The following is a 20,558-nucleotide window of genomic DNA, read 5'->3' as shown; positions in this document are numbered from 1 at the left end:
GCTTGGTCCGGTCGCCTCGCTGCGGTACCCCGGGCGGCATGCCTGATCTCCAGTCCGTCTCTCCCAGCAAGGTCGCGGTCGTGGGCGCTGGCAGCGTCGGCGCGACGATCGCTTATGCGTGTCTGCTCCGCGGCGTGGCGAAGCAGGTGGCGCTGTTCGACGTGAACCGGTCCAAGGTCGACGCCGAGGTGCTCGACCTGAACCACGGCCTGCAGTTCGTCCCGGTGGCGACGCTCGAGGGCAGCGATGACGTCGAGGTCTGCCGCGGGGCGCACGTGGTCGTCATCACCGCCGGCGCGAAGCAGAAGCCCGGGCAGAGCCGGATGGACCTCGCCACGGCGAACGTCGCGATATGCCGCGAGCTCCTGCCGAGGCTGCTGGCCGTGGCGCCGGACGCGCTCTATCTGCTGGTGACCAACCCGGTCGACGTGATCACGTATGTCACGATGAAGCTGACGGGCCTCCCGCCTGCCCGCGTGATCGGCAGCGGCACGGTGCTCGACAGCAGCCGGTTCCGCTTCCTGATCGCCAGGCAGCTCAACGTGGCCGTGCAGAACGTCCACGCCTACATCGCCGGCGAGCATGGCGACAGCGAGGTGCCGCTGTGGAGCAGCGCGAGCGTCGCGAACATCCCGCTGGACGAGTGGTCCGTGCCCGGCCATGGCAAGCTCAGCGCGGGCGACCGGACGGCGATCTTCCACGGCGTGAAGAACGCCGCTGCCCAGGTGATCTCCGGCAAGGGCGCGACGAACTACGCCATCGGCCTGGCGACCGCCAAGATCCTGGAGGCGCTGCTGAGGGATGAGAACCGCGTGCTCCCCGTCAGCAGCCTGCTCAGCGGCTACCGCGGCATCGACGATGTGTGCCTGAGCGTGCCGTGCATCGTGAACCGGTCTGGCCTCGAGTCGCAGCTCCCGATCCCGATGAGCGCCGAGGAGGAGGCCGGCGTCCGCGCCAGCGCCGACACGATCCGCAAGGCGATCAGGTCGCTCGGGTTCTGACGGGGGCCGGCGCGGTCGAGGCCGATCCGGCGCTCACCGGATCGTGCAATAGGTCGGGAAGCTCGACGGGATGCCCGACGCGTAGGGCCGCGGCGCGACCTTGTACGGGTGGTCCTTCAAGAACTGCCAGCTCGACGCGGCGATGCCGGACGGGATGCGGTGTCCGCCGCCGCTGTCGCAGTCGATGGCGAAGCCGCCTTTCGCCTTGATGTCGTTCTCGAACGCCGCGCTGGCGCGCGCGAAGTCGATCCCGACGACATCGGAGCCCTCGGCGCCGTGGACCCCCATGACGGCGGGCGGGTTGGTGGCGTCCTGGAGCGCCGGGGTGCCGAAGCCTGTCGTGCCGCCCGAGTACGTCACGACGCTCGCGACGTAGCCGGATCGCGCGTACGCCATGTACGCCGCCTGGAGCCCGCCCGCGCTGAACCCGAGCGAGTGAATGCGGCGCGTGTCGATGTTGCGCTGCTGGATGGCGCACGCGAGCGCCTCATCGGCCGTGTTGAGGTCCCCCACGTACCACACGTTGTTGCCCGTGGTCCGCGTGCCGTCCTCGCCGCCGTGACCGTCGTACGCGTTGGGCGCGAACACGACACCTCCGCGGCTCGTGATCTCGTCGATGGCGGCCTGTCCGAGGCCGGTCACCGCCTCTCGCGGCCTGGAGCCCGTGGCGTGCCAGTAGACGACCACCGGCGCCGGCGTGGCGGACCGCGCGCCGGCCCACACCTGCACCTCGCGACCGCGGAACGTCATCGTCCCGGTGGCGATCGTCGGACACGCCTCCCGTGCCGCCGGCAGGGCGCTCGGCGCGCTCGCGCCGTCCGAGCCGCCGCTGCCGCCGGTGCCGCCGGCGCCGCCGCTGCCGCCGGTGCCGCCGGCGCCGCCGGTGCCGCTGCCGCCGGCGCCACCGGCGCCGCCGCTGCCGGTCGTGCCCGTCGATCCAGACGACGGCGTCGCGTCACCGGTCACGGACGAGACCGTCGGACGCGTGGTGCCCGTCGCGCAGAAGTTGAACGTGACCGAGGCGCCGGGCGCGATGCGCGCGTTGCTCGCGGTCGGCGTCGCCGTGAGGAGGGTGCCGCTGGTCGAGAACACGGCGCCCGAGGACCTTGTCACCGTCGCGTTCTTCACGTCGGTGACGACGCTCCAGGACGTGGTGGCGTTCGCGCTGCCGTTCGTCACGGTGACGGCGGCGCAGTAGCGGCCTCCCCAGAGCGGCTGGTATTTCAGCTCGGCCGAGAGGCCGCTCTCGGCGGCCATCGGCGACTCGTCGCCCAGCTCCGCGTCGCCGGCCTCTCCGGCGACGCACGCGCCCAGCGCCGCGAGCAGCCCGGCCAGGGCGACGCGCGCCAGGGCGTGTGTGCCTGCGCGTCCTGCCTCGACCGGACGCGGGCTCGACGCGCCCGCGGCTCGCTCGTCCCTTGCTCGACGCTGCTCGTCGCTCTCGCTCCGGGACTGCGGACGTCGCCTCGACGAGGGCTTCTGCCTGGGTGCAAGGTTCATGAGGATCTCCTTCGTCCTTGTGATGCCGAGAGCACGACGCTGCGCCAGGCGCTGAACGACCCACGCGCGATGCGCGACGCGAGCACACCCGGGGGCAGCCGCGAGCTCCCCAAGAGATAAGCTGGCTCAAGGCCGCGATGAAGACATCATAACAGATGCTGAGTTCTTCGTGAGCAGATGAGTGTCTCTCATGTCCGAATTGCCTGCAGCCTTGTCTGAAGTTTTCACGACGCGTGCAAGCGGTTCGCACGGTGTGAGACGCGGACTCCGATGGCAGCATCGTTGTGTGTGGTGCTCTGTTGTGTAAATTTTCAGGTGCGCGAACCGGCGCTGTGTTCTCGCTTTCAGTCGCCTTCCCGTGCTCGCGCGCGGGTTTGTGTCGGAGAGCGCGGCCGCACGAGCGCTCTTGTCGTCGCTCCCCTGATCTGTTGTCTCACCGTGCGAGCTTCTGTGGTTGTCGTGGCGGCGATGGGTTGGTTGGTCTCACCGCTTCCGAACGGCCAGGACACCGAACAGGTCGAAACCCCGAGAAAACGAACCACAGAGGCACAGAGGGCACAGAGGGCACAGAGGGCACAGAGGGCACAGAGGGCACAGAGGGCACAGAGGGCACAGAGGGCACAGAGTTTTCTTTTTGTTGTTCCTCTGTGCCCTCTGTGCCTCTGTGGTTCAAATCTCTTCATTTCTGGGTGCTTCGAGCTGATCGGCGCTCTACGATCGCCCCGGATGGCCAGGAACGACCGCTGTGTGGATGGCGTTCGGCGCCGAGCGCGTCGGTGCGCCGCGCTCCTCGCGCTGCTCGTCACCGGTGGTGCGCGTGCCGCCGGGGCCCAGGAGGAGGGCGCGTCGCGCGGCGCGTGCATTCGGCTCGCGGTCATCGACTCCACGCCGGCGGTGGCCGAGTGGTCCTGGTGGCTATCGGGCGGCGGCGGCGCGACGCTGGCCGGCGCGTCCGGGGGCGGTCTGGGCGTGCTTGGCGTGGGGAGCGAGATGACCACGGGCCTCGCGTCGTTCGGCTCCGAGGCGATGTACGGAGGACCGATGGAGCTCCGCTGGGGCCCCGGGTTCGGCGTGCTCACCGATCTCGACGGTGCGCGTGGCGAGGGCGGGTTGCTCCTCAGCGTGGGCCAGGTGCGGCACGCGCGGTGGGGGACCTATGCTCTCCGTCTGGGCGGTGGTCTTGGCGACGACAGGCTCGGGCGCACGCCGCACCTGGCGCTGACGCTCACGGGCGGCGTGCGTCACGTGGAGGGCCGGATCTCGGAGCGCGGCGCGTGCGACCCTCCCGCCGCCCCCGCGCCCTCGGCGCTCGCGTCCGGTCTACGCCTCTTCTCGACCGCGCGCGCTGGTCTCGGCGACGATCGCGCGTGGCAGCTCACGTTCGGCGTCGAGCTCGAGCCTTCCTTCCTGCTGCCGCCGCACTCGCTGTCGAAGTGGATCGGTGTGCATCGATAGCCGCTCTGGACCTGACGACCCCCGATCGTCTCGTGGGAAGATCGCAACAATTCACCCGAGGAGAGGCAGCTCGTCACCCCGCCTGAAAAGCGGTCGGGGGTCTCTCTCGAGCTGGTGCCGGGGCACGGGAGACGAGAGAGGGAAGACGAGAGGCGGAGACGGACGATGTTACCCGCTCGCCGGCCCCGTCCCCTGGTCGGAGTCCCCCCACGCCACCATGACAGCGCTCGTGTTGTGGAACCCCTCCACGCTCCCCCCGAACTTCGCGATCTGCCCGTAACACGCCATCCCGAACATCGGATGCGACGCCGCGTTCGGCGACAGGAACGCCCTCACCTCGTCGCGGTACCGCTCGCCGAGCAGCCGCAGCCGCGACGCGCAGTCGAACACCAGCGACCCGGACACCGCCGGCAGCGGCCCCAGCACCTTGGTCGACAGCCCCTTCGCCGCCTGCACCAGCGCGTCGGGCGCCGCGTTCACCACCCGCACGACCTGCCCCCGCGCCAGCCCGCCCGTCAGCACCACCGCGCCATCCCCGCGGATCGCGATCGGCGACCTGATCTTCAGCGCCTCCCCGAACGGCGTCTTCGCCCCCAGCGCGTGCTTCGCCATCGTCTGGAGCAGCCCCTCGCCGCTCGTCCTGAGACCGAGCCGCGACAGCTCCTCCTCGTACACCCGCGCCGCCGGCTGCCCGTCCAGCGTCCTGAGCACGTTCCGCTCGATGTCGGTGATCGTGAAATCCCGCCCACCCTCCGCGGCCCGGAACCCGTGCACCACGTCGATGTTCACCCGGTGCCGGTGCGTCAGCCGCACCAGGATCGCCGCGTCCGTCAGCGCCTTCCGGCCCAGGAACACCCGCGCCCCCTCGAAGGTCCACCCGTCGCCCGCCGTCCCGCCGAAGACGCGCGTGTGCGGCGGCACACCCTGGCGGAGCGCCGCCACGAGCTCGTCGCCGTCGCACGCGAACGCGTCCGCCAGCACCAGGATCGAGCTCGGCGCGCCGCTGCGCGGGCCGTTGCTCGAGATCGCCTCGTCCATGTCGCTCAGCGCCGCCCGGACGCTCTTGCCGTGATCCGCCCGCAGCTCGCGCGCCGCCGCGCACGCCACCTCGACGCTCGTGCCGCCGAGGAACGCGCACGAGATGCCGCTCCTGCCGAAGCCGCGCTCCGTGAACGACCCCCCGCCGGTCGTGGCCCCGACCACAGGAACGCCCGTCGCGTCCTCGACCGCGGCGAGGTACTCCTCGTGCTTCGTCCCGCTCGGCAGTGCCACGATCGCGAGCTTCGCCGGCTCCTTCCACTCCGCGACCGTGCGCTCCACCTTGCGGCCCAGCAGCCACGCGTTCCCATCAAAGGGTCCGAGGGTCATCATCTTCATGTGCCGAAGCTCCTGCGTGCCCGGCGCCGGTGCGCGGGCTTCGAGTCCTGGCCATCGCTGACGATACGCGTCGCGGCACGGTGATAACACGCACAAGGGACGCGCCTCCACTGCTGATGGAGGCTCCTGTCCCGTGCGTCCGCTCGCTGTGTGTGGGGAACGCGCGGCGGGCCGGCGGCCGAGCTCGTGCGCTGTGATCACGGCGCGCACCTCCGCAGCGGCGACCGCGCCCTCACGCGCGCAGCAGCATCGGCTCCCGCTGCCGCACGAACCCCTCCACGAGCTCCCGCTGCTCGCCCGAGAGCCGCACGAAGCGCGCGCCGAACCCGGGCGGGCCCTCCTCCTGCGCCTCGCGCGTCCACTCGACCACCGCCACCGCCTCGAGCTCGCCGCCCTCCGCGAACGGGATCCTGATCGCCACCGTCGTCCCCCGCGCCGGCGGCTGCCGGGAGGTCGGCACGAAGATGCCGCCGTGATCCACCACGTCGGCCGCGGGCGCGGTCCGGTAGAAGTTCGCCGGCGACCCCGCCCCGAGCCGCGCCTCGTAGCGCGGCGGAGGCGGCTGGCTCGCCGGGCGCGCCCCCGCGCGGACCTTCTCGTCGAGCGACCGCAGCGCCTGCCCGAGCTCCGAGACCTGCGCCTCGATCGCCCGGATGCCGAACGCGCTCTGCGTCGTCGCCTTCGCGAGCGGCGCCACGATCCGCTCCACCAGCGACAGGTGGTGCCCCACGAACTCCGACACCGATCGATCGGTCTCGACCTTCACGTCGACCCGCGGCTGCGCCACCCCCTTCAGCGCCGTCGACAGCCGCTCGATCTCCGGCGCGAGCCACTGCTTCATCTCGCGCGCCCGCGCGTCGCCCGCCTGCGCCACCGCGGCCGCCTTCCCGATCGCCCCGCGGATGCCCTCGAGCTGCTCGCCCAGCATCGACAGCGTGCCGGTCACGCGCACGACCGGATCGTCCTCCTTGCCGCCCATGCGCTTGATGCGCACGAACCCGCTCTTGATCGCCTCCCACCGCGCCTTCTGCTCGGGCGTCATCCGGCCGCGCAGCTCGGCGAGCTTCAGCAGGTTCTGCTCGGCGCCGGTCGTCAGCGTCTGCGACTCGCTCACGTAGTGATCGTCGATGAGCCGGTCGACCTCCGCCGGCGTGTGCGCCGCCACGACCTTCTCGGCGAGCTTGTTCATGTTCCGGTAGCTGCCCTGCAGCTTGAACGGCGGCTCGGTCCGGAAGGCGTCGTCCTGCGACGCGCTCCGGATGTACTCCAGGTTCACCGAGAGCAGCACCCTCTGCACCTGGAAGAGCCGCTCGAACACCGCGACGATCTCCGACACCTCCGCCGCCGAGTAGGCGTGCTCGAGCTCCGTCGTCGCCACGGCCTCGCCCTGCGCCATCCGGATGAGCCGGTGCGTGTCGCCCGGCGCCCGCCCCGAGAGCGGCGCGAGCGTCGGGTTCGACGTGAGCGCGTTCTCCAGGTAGCTCAGCGCGAACAGCGCCTCCTTGCCGTCGAGGATGTCGCCGAGGTTGTACGTGTCGGCCCGGTTCGACAGCATGTCGGGGATCTGGAACCGCGCGCCCGACTCCGTGTACGGGTTGCCCGCCATCACCACGCAGAACTTCTTGCCGCGCAGGTCGTACGTCCTCGTCCGGCCCCGCCACACGCCCTCGATCCGGCGCTGCCCGTCGCAGAGCGAGATGAACTTCTGCAAGAGCTCCGTGTTCGTGTGCTGGATGTCGTCGAGGTAGAGCATCACGTTGTTGCCCATCTCGAACGCCAGGTTGATCTTCTCGACCTCCTGGCGCGCCGTCGCGTTCGGGGCCTCGGCGGGGTCGAGCGACGTGACCTGGTGGCCGAGCGACGGCCCGTTCACCTTCATGAACACGAGCCCGAGCTTGCTCGCGACGTACTCCATCAGCGTCGTCTTGCCGTAGCCGGGCGGCGAGATGAGCAGCAGCATGCCCATCAGGTCGGTGCGCTTCACGTCGCCCGCCGCGCCGAGCTGCTTCGCCAGGTTCGCGCCGACGAGCGGCAGGTACACCTCGTCGATCAGCCGGTTGCGCACGAACGACGTGAGCACCCGCGGCGCGAACTCCTCCAGGCGCAGCCGCTTCCGCTCCCGCTCCGCGATCTCGCTGCGCACCTTGCGGTAGGCGCGGTAGCGCGGCGCCCTGTCGTGCAGGAAGTCCTCGATCCTGCTCAGGAATTCGTCGAGCCGAAGCGCGAGCGCGCGCTCCCTGATCCGCGGGTGCTGGCCGAGCAGGCCCTCCACGCGCGCCTCGGTCACGGCCCCGCTGGGCTCCCGCTCCAGGTGCCGCTCCGTCACGATCACCACCGCCGCCTCGAGGGCGAGGTGGCTCAGGGGGCCGTGCGCCGCGTCTCTGGCGACGAACCCCCTCAGCCAGGCGAGCGCGAGCTGGAGCCGCTCGGCCGGGTGCTTCTCGAGCTGCCGGAGGTCGTCCTCGAACGCCGCGCGGCCCCCAGCGACATCGAGGTGGGCCAGCAGCGCGTCGCGCAGCGACAGCGCCGCGTCGCTCGTCACGAACCGCACGCGCTCGGCCGCGAGCTCCTCGACGAGGTAGCGCGCCGCGACGCGCACCTCCGCCGCGGCCGGCTCGAGCCGGTGCGCCGCCGCCGTTGCGCGCACGCCCTCCGCCAGCTCGGCCGCGAGCGCCGCCCGCGCCTCGCTCTCGCCGAGCTGCGCCGCGAGCCGGCCCAGGCTCCGCGCCCGCCGGTGCGCGAGATCGCGGGCGCGCGCGTCGAGCCCCGCCCAGTGCAGGCAGCCGAGCGCCCGCGGCGCGCTGCCGAAGCGGAGCAGCCCCGCCGTGGCCCGCAGCGCGAGCAGCTTCTCCAGGATGAGCGCCGCGTCCGCGTCGTGGACGCCGCGCTCGTAGCCCTCGTCGTGCCGCCCCTCCGCGTACGCGCGCACCGCGGCGAGCAGCCCGCCCGGGCCGATCGCCGCCTCGCGCAGCCTGTCGACCGTCAGGCCGTGCCGCCCCGCCTCGGCGTCCGCGAGCATCGAGCCCGCCAGGAACTCGCCCCGGTACACGTCCGCGGTCTCGCTCGCGAGCTCCTGGCCCCAGAGGTCGCGCGCGCTCTCGAGCGCCGGGTCCTCGATCGGCTCGAAGAAGTCGGTCCCGGTGAGGTGCAGCGCCAGCCCCTCGCCGCGCGGGACGAGCGTGAGCTCCAGCGGCTGCGTGCTCACGTTGAACCGGTGGCGGCCGAGCTTGATGACGTCGCCGCCGCCCTCGAACAGGTCCTCGCGGTCGCGCAGCGCCCGCAGCGCGTCCTGCCGCGCCGACTTGAGCCGCGCCTCGACCTCGTCGCCCTTCACGCTGTCGCCGAGCGCGTGGAGCTCGGCGGCGAGGTCGCGGACCTTCGCGACCATCGCGTCGGACGCGAAGTACGTGTTCAGCTCGTCCGCGCTCGCGAACGAGCGCGCCCGCCGCCCGACCCCCTGGACGATGCGGTCCGCCGCGGCCACGAGGTTCGAGACGCGCCGCTGCCGCTCGTCGAGCAGCGCCTGCCGCCGCGCGGCGATCGCGTCGTTGACCTCCTCGCGCTTCGCCGCGAGCTCGCCGAGGAACTCGTCGAACTCGCCGAACTTGCCCTCGAGCTCCTCGAGCTGGACGAGCAGCTTCGACAGCTCCCTGTCGCAGCGCTCGGGCGAGTCGCAGACCGCGAGCGCGCTCGAGACGCTCTGGCCGAACACCTTGAACTGCGCGCCGAACTCGGCGCGCCCCTCGGCGCCCCGGAGGTCCTTGCCGCGGGCCGCGAGCGTCGCGCGCGCCCGGTTGAGCTGCGCGTACACCTCGCTGATCCCCTCGAGGATCCGCGTCCGCGCCGTGGGGTCGTCGACCTTGAGGCTCGCCACGATGTCGGCGAGCACCGAGAGGCCCTCGTTCACCGCGTCGAGATCCGCGGCGAACGGCGCGAGCCCGGGCGACTTCGCGACCGCCTCGATCTTCGCGATGAGCCCCGCGAGCCGGTCGGCCAGCGGCTTGAACGCCTGCTCGCCGAGGAGGAACGTCACGCACGCCTGGCTCACCTCGTCGGCCCGCGCGACGACCTCGGCCTCGAGCGCGTCGACGCGGCCGAGGTCCATGTACTTGAGCTCGCGCAGCGTGATGAGGTGGCCGCGCTGCCGCCGGAGGGCGGTGAGCGCCGTCAGGAAGGCGTCGACGCTCGCCGCGTCCTCGGGCCGCACCCCGCCGAGGAGCTGCTTCTGCGCGGCCTCGGTCTCGGCGAGCGCGCTCGCGGCGCGCGCCTTGATGGCCTCGACCTTCTCGAACTCGTCGACGATGCTCTCGGAGACGGCCCGGAGCTCGGTCACCGTCGACAGGAGGTCGCCCGCCTCGGCGTGGCCGAGCCAGTAGAAGGCGTCGGTCATCCGCCCGGCGGTCCGGATGAGATCCTCGAACGTCTGGCGGGTCGGCGACCCGTCCATCGCCGCGCGCCGCAGGCTGAGCGCGTCGGAGATCCCGCGCACGAGGTCGGCGTTGCCCACCTTGGCGAGGTACGAGCCGTCGGTCGGCGCCGACGCCGCGAACTCCGCGGTCATGAACGGCGTCTGCCAGATCTGCATCGGGTGGACGCGCGTCGCCTCGTCGCTCGACGCCCGGAAGATCACCATCTTGCCGTCGTCGAAGAGGCTGTACCCGTGGCACTGGATCGGGGTCGCGATCTCCTTGCGGATCAGGTTGTAGGGGAAGAGCACGTAGCGCCCGTCCACGACCTGGTGGAACACGTAGAGCACGTCTTCCCCGTTGGGCGAGCGGATGACGCGCTCGAAGACGAGGCTCTCGGTGCTCCCCTCGAAGCGCTTCGTCTCGCCGGTGACGAGGTAGTAGCCGTTCGGGAAGACGATGCCCTGGTCCTCGGGGAGGCTCAGGCAGGCGAGGCCGATCGCGTCGATGCGCACGACCTTGCGGGTGCGGCCGTTGTAGACGAGGTAGCGGTACGACGGCTCGCGGAACGGCTTGATCTTGAGCAGGATGAGCGGCCCGAGCCGGGCGTACTGGATGTCGGCGTCGTCGAGCGCCTGGCCCGCGTCGTCGACGGGCTCGCGGTAGATGCCGAGCCCCGTGGTCGTGTTGTTCTCGACCTTGACCGTGAGATCGCCGCCGACCGTCTCGACGAAGATCTCGCCGAGGATCGAGACGTGCGGGTGCTTGCCCTGCACGTGGTCGTCGCGCGTGGACTGCGTCCAGGCGAAGTCGTGGGCGCGCGGCCGGACGTTGTCCTCCTCGCCGCGCGAATCGAGGTACCGGATGCGCCCTGTCGCGTCGATGCTCCAGCGGAACACCTTCACGTCGCGCTCGGTCGCGCCGACCTGGAAGATGGCGAGCAGCCGCGTGTCGCTGCGCCGGAGCTGGAGCAGCCGGGGCTCCTTCACGTAGCGGTGCAGGTCCTTGAATTCCTTGGCGAATCCAGGATCGCTGAGGAACGCGTCGCCCTCGTCGAGCGCGACGGGCGTGAGGTCGAAGGCGCCGTCCTCCTTCGCGAAGCGGTGGAGGCTGAAGACGTCGCCGACGTTCACCTCCTTCAGCCCCATGAACACGAGGTAGCCGACGAGCAGCTTGCCCCGGATGCTCACGATGTCGCGGGGGACGCAGTTGTTCTCGGTCCTGACGCGCGCGTTCTCGAGGAGCGCGAGGTCGGCGCCGCCGAACACCTGCTTTCGCCGCGCGTTGAGCGCCTCGGCGCGGCGGCCGAGCTCCTCGGCGCGCTCGACGAGCCGCCGCCGGATGACCTCGTAATTGCCCCCATCCAGCGTATCCGCCGGCTTCGGCGGGGCGGCCTCCGCCGCGCGGGCCGCCCCGTCCAAGGCCCCTGTCGACACCATGCCTGCTCCGTTCGATCGCCTTGTTCCTCGCCTCGACCCGCCCCGCGTCGCGCGAGCCCGGCTCCCCCGCGGCCAGACTACAGCCCTTCTGCCGCGCCCGGGGGACGAGTTGGCGCGCTCGCGCGCCCCCGAGGGCCGAGCCGCGATGTCAAGACCGAGCCGGCGGCGAGCCGCCCGCGCCCGCGCCGCGCCCGCGCCGCGCACCGCGCGGGCGGATTCCGTGGCGGCGCGGCGCGCGGCGCGTCGCAAACCCGCTGTGGCGAGAAATCCGCTTGCAATATTGCAGTGTTTGCGTTGCGATCGGGCCGGGACGAGGGCGGCCTGCACGCGCGAGAGCGCGGTGCGACACGCGCCCACGCCGTCCCCGGAGGCGCACGTCCATGGGCGGAGGCGCTCCGCGGCATTCCTTAAAACAAAGTGACGCTCTTCTGAAGCGGGTTGGGATGGTGGCATCGATGCGCTTGGCAAAGGGACTTTCTTCTGTGCTGCTCGTCCTCGTCGCCGGGCCGCTCGTCGCCTGCGGAGGAGGCGGCGGCGACACGGGCGCGGGCGGCGGCGCGACGGGCACCGGCGGCGCGGGCGGCGCGGGCGGCGCGGGCGAGGGCGGTGCGACCGGCACCGGCGCCGACGACAGCTCCGGCGCCTTCGGCGGGTTCATCACGGTCGGGCCCGCATCGGGGAGCGGCGGGGGCGATCCGTGCGACGGGCCGGACGCGCCGCCGGAGTGCGACGCGGTCGAGCCTGCGTGCGGCGACGGCGAGAAGAACCGGGAGGAAGAGCAGTGCGACGACGGGAACAGCCTTCCCGGCGACTGCTGCTCCGGCGCCTGCAAGATCGAGCCGTACTGCGCCTGCGAGCCGGGGGAGGGGTGTCACACGACGATCGCGTGCGGCAACGGCGAGATCGAGCCCGGCGAGACGTGCGAGGACGGGAACACCGCGGCGGGCGACGGCTGTGATGATCGCTGCCAGCGGGAGCCGGGCGACTGGGTCTGCCCGCGCGCGGGGGAGCCTTGCTACCGGCTCCACACGTGCGGCGACGCGCGCGTCTCCACCGGCGAGGCCTGCGACGACGGGAACACGACGCCCGGCGACGGGTGCTCCGAGGTCTGCGCGCTCGAGGACCCGGGCAACATCGTCTGTCCGCTGCCGGGGATGCCGTGCAGGCCGGTCGAGCGCTGCGGCGACGGCCGGCTGCGGCCGAGCGAGCGGTGCGACGACGGGAACACGGAGCCGGGCGACGGCTGCTCGCCGACCTGCCTCGTCGAGGCGGGCTGGGTGTGCGCGGACGGCCAGCACTGCACGTTTACGGTCGTGTGCGGCGACGGCCAGATCGGCGTGGGCGAGGGGTGCGACGACCGCAACACGGTCTCGGGCGACGGGTGCTCCGCGACGTGCGAGGTCGAGGCGGGGTTCGACTGCGCGCGCGCGGGGAGCCGCTGCACGGCGGTCTGCGGCGACGGGCGGGTCGTCGCCCGGGAGCAGTGCGACGACGGCAACACGAGGAACGGCGACGGGTGCGACGCGGCCTGCAAGTGGGAGCCGGGCGTCGTGTGCGAGCCCGCGGCCGGCGGCTACATCTGCCGCGACACGGTCTGCAACGACGGCAGGCGGGAGGGCTCCGAGCCGTGCGACGACGGCAACGCCAACCTGGGCGACGGCTGCACGCCGTTCTGCCAGGTCGAGCCGGACTGCGGCGACACCGGCTGCACCTCGGCGTGCGGCGACGGGCTGCGCCTCGGCGGCGAGGCCTGCGACGACGGCAACACGGCGGACGGGGACGGCTGCTCGTCGGCGTGCGTCATCGAGCCGGGGTACAGCTGCTCGAACGACGTGACGCTGGGCGACGAGCTGCGCGTGCCGATCGTGTACCGCGACTTCAAGGAGGACGCGCCGAACTTCGAGCCCAACACCGACCCGCCGAACGCCCTCGTGCGCGGGCTCGTGCGGGCGACGCTCGGCGCCGACGGCAAGCCGCAGTTCGCGGGGTCGCCGCCGGCGGCCGCCTTCCTCACGAACGCGACGGATTTCAACCGCTGGTACAACGACTCGTCGCTCTCGAAGACGGTCGTCGACCAGCTCGTGCTCCTGCGCGCCGGGGTGTCGAACGTGTACGTGTTCGAGGATCCCCTGTTCTTCCCGCTCGACGGCCGCGGCTGGCAGGACCCGTCGGTCCCGGCGGCGCAGCGCGAGGCGAGCCGCCTGGCGCGCGATCCGTTCAACGACTGGGCGGAAGCGGGCAACCACAACTTCTACTTCACGAGCGAGGTCCGCTACTGGTTCGAGTACCACGGCGGAGAGCGGCTCGATTTCTACGGCGACGACGACGTCTGGGTGTTCATCAACAACCGGCTCCGCATCGATCTCGGCGGCATCCACACGCCGATGGGGACGGGCGAGGTCGCCGGCGTGGAGGACGATCGCGGGACGGTGCTCATGGACGAGCTCGGCCTCACCGAGGGGCGCGTCTACGAGGTCGCCGTGTTCCAGGCGGAGCGCCACACCGCGGCGTCGAGCTACAAGCTGACGCTGGGCGGCTTCAACGCGGCCCCGTCCGTCTGCGCGCCGGTGTGCGGCGACGGCATCGTCACGCCCGACGAGCAGTGCGACGACGGCGCGGCGAACGGCCCGGGGTACGGCAAATGCTCGACGAGCTGCACGCTGGGGCTCTACTGCGGCGACGGCGTCCGGAGCTCCCCGTACGAGATCTGCGACGACGGCACCAACCTGGGCGGCTACGGCTCGTCGGCGTGCGCGCCGGGCTGCGTGGCGGCGCCGCTCTGCGGCGACGAGAACATCGACAGCCAGTTCGGCGAGGAGTGCGACGACGGCGTGAACGACGGCCGCTACGGCGGGTGCACGGAGGAGTGCCTGATCGGGCCGCGGTGCGGGGACGCGCGCATCGACGCCCCCCAGGAGACGTGCGACGACGGCGTGAACGACGGCCGCTACGGCGGGTGCACGCCGGAGTGCGCCAAGGCGTCGGACTGCGGCGACGGGGTCGTCCAGGAGGAGTGGGGCGAGGAGTGCGACGACCGGGTGAACGACGGCAGCATGGGCTGCCTCGGCTGCCGGATCGGCGCGGTCTGCGGCGACGGGAGCGTGCAGCGGGACCTCGGCGAGGAGTGCGACGACGGGGTGAACGACGGCGGCTACGGCGAGTGCGCTCCCGGTTGCGTGATCGGTCCGCGCTGCGGCGACGGCGTGACCCAGACGCCGCCCGAGCAGTGCGACGACCGGGTGAACGACGGCGGCTACGGCGAGTGCGCGCCCGGCTGCGTGTTCGGCCCGCACTGCGGCGACGGCGTGCGGCAGTCGCCGTACGAGGAGTGCGACGACGGCAACACGGCGAGCGGCGACAACTGCAGCGCCACGTGCCGCACCGAGGTCAAGTGATCCGGGTGGGCCCGTGACGGCGTGAAGCGCGCGGCGGCCTTATCGGGCCGCCGCGCCGCCGCGCCGCCGTCGGCGGGCCTCGGTCGCGCGGCCTTCTCTCGTGCCGCGGGGCAGAAATCCTGCCAGGGACCTGCCTCGCGAGAAGAGAGATCCAACGCAAAGGCGCAAAGGCGCAAAGACGCAAAAAGGCCAATAATTTCATGTATTTTGCGCCTTGGCGCCGTTGCGCCTTTGCGTTGAAATCTCTCTCCGGATCCCTGGCCAGACTCCTGGAGGGCGGAGCCAGTCCCCGCCCTCGATTCCCAGCTTCGGTTCATCGATCCCGAGCGCGAGCCCGGATCCCCCGCGCCGCCCCGAGCGCGTGACCGCCAGGAGCGCGTGGCGGCCGGAGCCCGCGCGCGCTTCCGCGCGGCGCGCGTCGGGCCGCCGACCTGTCAGAACGAGTCGCCCGACGCGCCCGCCGTCCCGGCGTTGCCGCTCGAGAGGCCGCCCGCGCCGCCTGCGCCTGCCGCGAGGACGTTGCCCGCGAGCGACACCGAGCTGCTGACGCGGTAGACGCCGTACGAGATGCCGCCGGCGCCGCCGCCGCCGTGCCCGCCGCGGCCGCCGTTCCCGCCCGTGCCGCCGTTGCCGCCGGCGCCGACCTCGCCGGTGCACACCGTGCCGCCGGCGCCGCCCGTGCCGCCGTTGCCGCCGTTGCCGCCGTTGCCACCGCGGCCGCCGGCGCCGCCGTTGCTGCTGGAGATCTGGTTGGCGACGAGCTGGAACCCCGTCGAGCTCACGAGGAACAGCCCGAACGAGCCGCCCCCCGCGCTGCCCCCGACGCCGCCGCTGCCGCCGCAGCCGCCCGCGCCGCCGCCGCCGCCGCCGTTGCCGGCGCCGTTGATGATGGTGATGCCGCCCTGCCCGCCGCCGCCGCCGCCGCCGCCGGCCCCGTTGCCGTGGACGCCCGTGCCGCCCACGTTCCCGGTCCTGCCTTGCCAGAAGCCGCCGGTGATCACCCCCCCGGCGGCGCCGGTGCCGTTCAGCCCGACCGCCCCGACGGCGCCGTTCTGACCGTTCGTGCCCGGCGCCCCCCGGCCTTCGTCCCCTGCTGCGCCTCCGCTGCCGCCGGGCGTCCCGCCGGTGCCGTTGCTGCCCGCGAGGCCGGCGTGTGTCCCCTGGGCGCCGCCGTTGCCGCCGCTCCCACCGGTGCGCCCGCAGCTCGACGTCCCGCCCGCGCCCCCGGTGCGCGTGCCGATGCCGTCGCAGCTCCCCGCCCCGCCGTTCGCGCCGCTGCTGCCCGCCGTCCCTGTCGCGCCGTTCGCGCCCGCCGCGCCCGGCCCCCCGCCGCCGGCCTCGAGCCGGCTGTTCCTCAGCGTCACCGCCGTGCAGTTCACGCACCGCATCGCGTAGTTCGACGCGCCGGCCAGCGTCGCCGTCGACGTCCGGATCGTCAGCCGGTCGAGCGTCGTCGGCGCGTTGATGTTCTGGCCCTCGACCGCCGCGAGGTAGCCGCCCTCCGTGCTCCCCGAGCGGATCTCCACGATCGACGCGGCCGAGCGCGCCCAGCCGGCCGTCGCGTCGTAGCCGCCGTAGAGCGACACCCCGCTCGAGAGGGTGACCCGGCCGATGTACGTCCCCTGCGAGACGTAGACCTGCGTCTTCCCGGTCAGCACCGCCTCGTTGATGCCCCCCATGACCGACACCTTCGGCGCCTGCCGCGTCCCCGGGTTGGCGTCGCTCCCCGTCGGCGCCACGAAGACCGCGAGGCGCGCGTCGCCGTCGATCCCGTCGCAGTTCGCGTCGACGAAGCCGTCGTCGGGCCGGTCCTCGTCGCTGACGAACGCGCACGCGTACTCGCAGCCGTTCGCGAGCGACCCGTCGAGGTCGTAAAAGCCCGGCAGGCAGCCGCCGAACGTGCAGGCCCCCACGCTGCACCCGACCGCCGCGTTCGGGATCGCCGCGGCGCAGTCCGCGCCGCACGCGCCGCAGTTCGCCGGGTCCGACGCGATGCTGATCTCGCACCCGTCGGCCTCGACGCCGTTGCAGCTCGCGAAGCCCGCGTTGCAGGCGACGAGCTCGCACGACCCGAGCTCGCACGCCTCGGACGCGTTCGCGAGGTTGCACGCCATGCCGCAGCCGCCGCAGTGCGCGAGGCTCGTGCCGGTGTTCGCCTCGCACCCGTTCGCCGCGACGCCGTCGCAGTTGGCGAAGCCGGGCTCGCAGGCGCCGAGCACGCAGGTGCCGGCGAGGCACGACTCGGCCGCGTGCGGGAGCGCGCACGCCAGGTTGCAGCCGCCGCAGTGCGCGAGATCGCTGGCCGTGTTCACCTCGCAGCCGTCGAGCGCGCTCGCGTTGCAGTTCGCGAACCCCGGCTCGCACGCGCCGATCACGCACGTCCCCGCGAGGCACGACTCGGCGGCGTTCGCGAGGGCGCACACCGCGCCGCAGCCGCCGCAGTTCGCGGCGCTGCTGTTCGTGTTGACCTCGCAGCCGTTCGCCGCCTCGCCGTCGCAGTTCGCGAACCCCGCGGCGCAGGCGCCGAGCGTGCAGGCGCCGTCGACGCACGACTCGGACGCGTTCGCGAGGTTGCACGCCATGCCGCAGCCGCCGCAGTGCGCGAGGCTCGTGCCGGTGTTCACCTCGCAGCCGTTCGCCGCGCTCCCGTCGCAGTTGGCGAAGCCCTCGGCGCAGGCGCCGAGCACGCAGGTGCCGGCGAGGCACGACTCGGCCGCGTTCGGGAGCGCGCAGGCGATGTTGCAGCCGCCGCAGTTCGTGAGGCTCGTGTCGGTGCTCACCTCGCAGCCGTTCGCCGCGCTCCCGTCGCAGTTGGCGAAGCCGGCGTCGCAGGCGCCCATCACGCAGACGCCCGCGAGGCACGCCTCGGCGGCGCCCGGATAGCTGCACGGGGTGCCGCAGGCGCCGCAGTGGTCGAGGCTGGCGCCGAGGTTCGCCTCGCAGCCGTTCGTCTGGTCGCCGTCGCAGTCGGCGTAGCCCGCGTCGCACGCCCCGAACTCGCACTCTCCCGCCGCGCACGTCCCGCTCGCGTGCGCGAAGTCGCAGGCGATGTTGCAGCCGCCGCAGTGGGCCGCGCTCGTGAGGAGGTCGGCCTCGCAGCCGTTCAGCGCGTCGAGATCGCAGTCGGCGTGATCGGGCGCGCAGCCGATGATGTTGCAGTTGCCCCCGTTGCAGAACGCCTCCGTGTGCGCCTTGAGGCAGCTCGCCCCGCACGCCCCGCACGAATCGACGTCGGTCAGCAGGTTGGTCTCGCAGCCGTTCGTCGCGTTCCCGTCGCAATCGGCGTGGGAGTTGGTGCACGACGACACGGTGCAGATCCCGTCGATGCAGCCGGTGGTCCCGTTCGGCGAGACGCAGAGCTGGCTGCACGCGCCGCAGTGGGCCGCGCTGCTGAGGAGGTCGGTCTCGCAGCCGTTGTCCGGCTCGTCGTCGCAGGCCGCGGTCCCCACGGGACAGCCGTTCGAGCGGCCGATGACCGGCACCACGACGTCGGGCGCGTGCGCGTCGCCGATGTCGGCCTCGACGATCACCCGGTCGGCGGGCAGCGGCCCCGCGATGCCCTTCGAGGTGAACGTCACCTCGAAATAGAGCGCGCCGCCCGGCTCGCTCTCCGCCGGCAGCTCCTCCGCGGCGCGCGTCCACGCGCCCGGGCTCCCCGGGTCGGGCTCGTAGCGCACCGGCTCGATCGTGAAGTCGGCGCTGGCGATGGTGGTCTCGGTGAACGTGACCGTCTCCGCGGTCTGGTTCTCGACGCGGAACAGGCGCGTTTGCTGCCGGCCCGCGGGCACCGCCTCGAAATCGAGGACCTCGGGGCTCGCGCACGCGTCCGTCGGCCCTCTGTCGTTGAGCACGCAGAGCTCGAGCTTCCCGCTCGGGGCCGCGCCCGCGTCGCCGCCGGTGCCGCCCGCGCCGCCCGCGCCGCCGCTCCCGCCCTGGCCGCCGGTGCCCGCCGCGCTGCTGGACCCGGTGGGCCCCGTCGTCACCTCCGAGCCTCCCGCGCAGCCGGCCGCGGCGAGCGAGGCGAGCACTGCGATCATCGGGACCAGCGGCGCCATCCGGGCGGCCAGCGAGGCGAATTCGAGCCGAGGAAGCAGAAAATTCCTGTCGCGCGCCATAAGAAGAGTGGACCCGATGGCCCTCACGGTGTCCACATGTCTCGAGCGCGCCGGACGCAGGGAAGCGCCCTGCGCGGCGCGTTCCTGTGTCCGAGATGCACCGCGTCCGAGATCGCGCCCTGCGGCGCGCTGCGCGGCGTCACCGGCCGGTCGCGGCGCGCTCCCTCGCTGACGAGAGTGTGCTTCTCTGCCGGCGCAGCGCGTCTGTCCTGGAACTATCCGGCCTGTCCCGCGGTCATCTTCGACCTCCGGGACGCTGCATCATACGGTGGTCTGTCTCACACCGGTTGAGGGGGGGGCCGGCAGGGCCGGCGACCCGCTCGTGATGAGGCCTTCATGACCCCGCTGGCGCGTCGGCGCGGCGGGCGCGGTTGAAAAGGAGTTCCATGCGACATTCGATATCGGGCGTGTTCACGGTGCTCGGGCTGGTTCCGGCGCTGCTCCTCGGTTGCTCTGGCGAGGATGCGCCTGGCCCCACGGCGGCGTCGCCGACGTTCCATCGCGACGTCGAGCCGCTGTTGCAGAAGCACTGCATGAGCTGCCATTCCCCTGGCAACATCGCCCCGTTCAGCCTGACGACGTACGACGCGGCGCGCTCGGTGGCCAACCTGGCCGCGCGCTCGACGCGGGAGCGCACCATGCCGCCGTGGGGCGCGCAGGAGACCGACGAGTGCGAGCCGCCTCATGGCTGGAGGGACGACCTCCGGCTCACCGAGGCCGAGATCGCGACGTTCGAGGCGTGGGCCGCCGCGGGCAGCCCCGAGGGCGATCCTGCGGACGCGCCGGCGCCGTTCGTCCCCGAGGCCGGCGGCCTCGCCGGCGTCGAGATGGAGATCGCGCCGAAGGAGCCGTTCGTCGCGAGCGGCGACGCCGACCAGTTCCGGTGCTTCGTGATGGATCCGGGGCTATCGGAGACGCGTTACCTCAACGGCGTGCATGTCCTTCCTGGCAACAGCAAGGTCGTGCACCACGCGCTCGTGTTCCTCGACAAGGAGGGCGCGTCCGCGGAGCTCGCGGACGAGCAGGGTGGATACGACTGCTTCGGCGGCCCGGGTTTCTCGGGCGAGCTCGTCGCCGCGTGGGCGCCGGGGGGTGTGCCGCTGGAGTTCGAGCCGAACATCGGCGCGGAGATCCCCGTGGGCTCGCGGCTGGTGATGCAGGTGCATTACCACCCGGCCGGGACGACCGCCGAGCCGGACACGACGCGCGTGCAGATGCGCTTCACCCAGGGCGTGCCGGAGTACTTCATGGGCGTCGCGCTGATCGGCAACTTCGAGTCTGCCATGGAGGGCGGGGGCGGGCTCCTGCCCGGCCCGAACGACGGGGACGGCGTCGAGTTCCTGATCCCGGCCGGCGTGCCCGATCATGTCGAGACGATGCAGTTCAGGATGCCGGCGTCGCTGTCCGAGTCGGAGGTCTACCTCTACGGTGCTGGCACGCACATGCATTATGTCGGCAAGGATATGAAGATCACCCTCGCGCCCGAGGCGCCCGCGGCCGGCGAGCCCGCGGAGCAGTGCCTCGTGCAGACGCCGAGGTGGGATTTCTCGTGGCAGCGCGGCTTCTATTACGACGCGCCCATCGCGGACCTCCCGCGCATCCGCGGGGGCGATCTGCTCACGATGCGCTGCACCTACGACAACACGATGAGCAACCCGTTCCTCGCCAGGGCGCTCAAGGAGCAGCAGATCCCGGCCCCTGTGGACGTGCGCCTCGGCGAGAGCACGCTCGACGAGATGTGCATCGCCGCCCTGATCTACGTGACCAAGAACCCGCAGTGATCGTGGCTTGATGAAGAGAGAAGCTCGTGGGGCGGGCGGTGACTCCCGACCATCCGATTGAGCTCCCGCCGAACGGGAGCGGTGCTCTC

At 72.4% G+C, this 20,558-nt stretch carries 8 protein-coding genes; 4 read left to right on the top strand and 4 right to left on the bottom strand.

Annotated elements, in window-relative coordinates; all coding sequences use genetic code 11:
• Positions 1-38 precede the first annotated feature (38 nt).
• Positions 39-1,001: an L-lactate dehydrogenase gene (locus WME96_RS28710; protein WP_437284780.1), complete on the top strand. Its 963-nt coding sequence runs from the start codon at positions 39-41 to the stop codon at positions 999-1,001.
• Positions 1,002-1,034: 33 nt separating this feature from the next.
• Here WME96_RS28710 and WME96_RS28705 read toward each other — a convergent pair whose 3' ends face one another.
• Positions 1,035-2,501: a cellulose binding domain-containing protein gene (locus tag WME96_RS28705; protein ID WP_437284779.1), complete on the bottom strand. Its 1,467-nt coding sequence runs from the start codon at positions 2,499-2,501 to the stop codon at positions 1,035-1,037.
• A gap of 726 nt (positions 2,502-3,227) precedes the next feature.
• On the opposite strand from WME96_RS28705, the gene WME96_RS28700 reads away from it, so the two are divergent.
• The gene (locus WME96_RS28700) at positions 3,228-3,956 is read left to right on the top strand and encodes a hypothetical protein (RefSeq protein ID WP_437284778.1); all 729 of its coding nucleotides are present in this window, start codon (positions 3,228-3,230) and stop codon (positions 3,954-3,956) included.
• A gap of 168 nt (positions 3,957-4,124) precedes the next feature.
• Here WME96_RS28700 and WME96_RS28695 read toward each other — a convergent pair whose 3' ends face one another.
• Positions 4,125-5,333: an FIST signal transduction protein gene (locus tag WME96_RS28695; RefSeq protein ID WP_437284777.1), complete on the bottom strand. Its 1,209-nt coding sequence runs from the start codon at positions 5,331-5,333 to the stop codon at positions 4,125-4,127.
• 232 nt (positions 5,334-5,565) lie between these two features.
• Positions 5,566-11,178 (bottom strand): DNA repair ATPase, encoded by a 5,613-nt coding sequence (locus WME96_RS28690; RefSeq protein WP_437284776.1) that lies wholly within the window; start codon positions 11,176-11,178, stop codon positions 5,566-5,568.
• Between the two features lie 455 nt (positions 11,179-11,633).
• On the opposite strand from WME96_RS28690, the gene WME96_RS28685 reads away from it, so the two are divergent.
• Positions 11,634-14,573, top strand: coding sequence for a DUF4215 domain-containing protein (locus WME96_RS28685; protein WP_437284775.1), 2,940 nt, complete (start codon positions 11,634-11,636; stop codon positions 14,571-14,573).
• A 434-nt stretch (positions 14,574-15,007) separates the two neighbouring features.
• Here WME96_RS28685 and WME96_RS28680 read toward each other — a convergent pair whose 3' ends face one another.
• Positions 15,008-18,610: a hypothetical protein gene (locus tag WME96_RS28680; protein WP_437284774.1), complete on the bottom strand. Its 3,603-nt coding sequence runs from the start codon at positions 18,608-18,610 to the stop codon at positions 15,008-15,010.
• Positions 18,611-19,074: 464 nt separating this feature from the next.
• Here WME96_RS28680 and WME96_RS28675 point away from each other — a divergent pair, with 464 nt between their 5' ends.
• Positions 19,075-20,469, top strand: coding sequence for a hypothetical protein (locus WME96_RS28675; protein ID WP_437284773.1), 1,395 nt, complete (start codon positions 19,075-19,077; stop codon positions 20,467-20,469).
• The last annotated feature ends 89 nt before the right edge of the window (positions 20,470-20,558 follow it).

The organism is Sorangium sp. So ce406 (genome assembly GCF_051474675.1).
Taxonomy (GTDB): Bacteria; Myxococcota_A; Polyangia; order Polyangiales; family Polyangiaceae; genus Sorangium; species Sorangium cellulosum_G.
This window is presented reverse-complemented; position numbering and strand designations above follow the sequence as displayed.

What these genes read in the sequence shown, in the direction of transcription:
- WME96_RS28710 (WP_437284780.1), top strand. Translation starts at nt 39, where the DNA reads ATGCCTGATCTCCAGTCCGTCTCTCCCAGCAAGGTCGCGGTCGTGGGC.
- WME96_RS28705 (WP_437284779.1), bottom strand. Translation starts at nt 2,501, where the DNA reads ATGAACCTTGCACCCAGGCAGAAGCCCTCGTCGAGGCGACGTCCGCAG.
- WME96_RS28700 (WP_437284778.1), top strand. Translation starts at nt 3,228, where the DNA reads ATGGCCAGGAACGACCGCTGTGTGGATGGCGTTCGGCGCCGAGCGCGT.
- WME96_RS28695 (WP_437284777.1), bottom strand. Translation starts at nt 5,333, where the DNA reads ATGAAGATGATGACCCTCGGACCCTTTGATGGGAACGCGTGGCTGCTG.
- WME96_RS28690 (WP_437284776.1), bottom strand. Translation starts at nt 11,178, where the DNA reads ATGGTGTCGACAGGGGCCTTGGACGGGGCGGCCCGCGCGGCGGAGGCC.
- WME96_RS28685 (WP_437284775.1), top strand. Translation starts at nt 11,634, where the DNA reads ATGCGCTTGGCAAAGGGACTTTCTTCTGTGCTGCTCGTCCTCGTCGCC.
- WME96_RS28680 (WP_437284774.1), bottom strand. Translation starts at nt 18,610, where the DNA reads ATGATCGCAGTGCTCGCCTCGCTCGCCGCGGCCGGCTGCGCGGGAGGC.
- WME96_RS28675 (WP_437284773.1), top strand. Translation starts at nt 19,075, where the DNA reads ATGCGACATTCGATATCGGGCGTGTTCACGGTGCTCGGGCTGGTTCCG.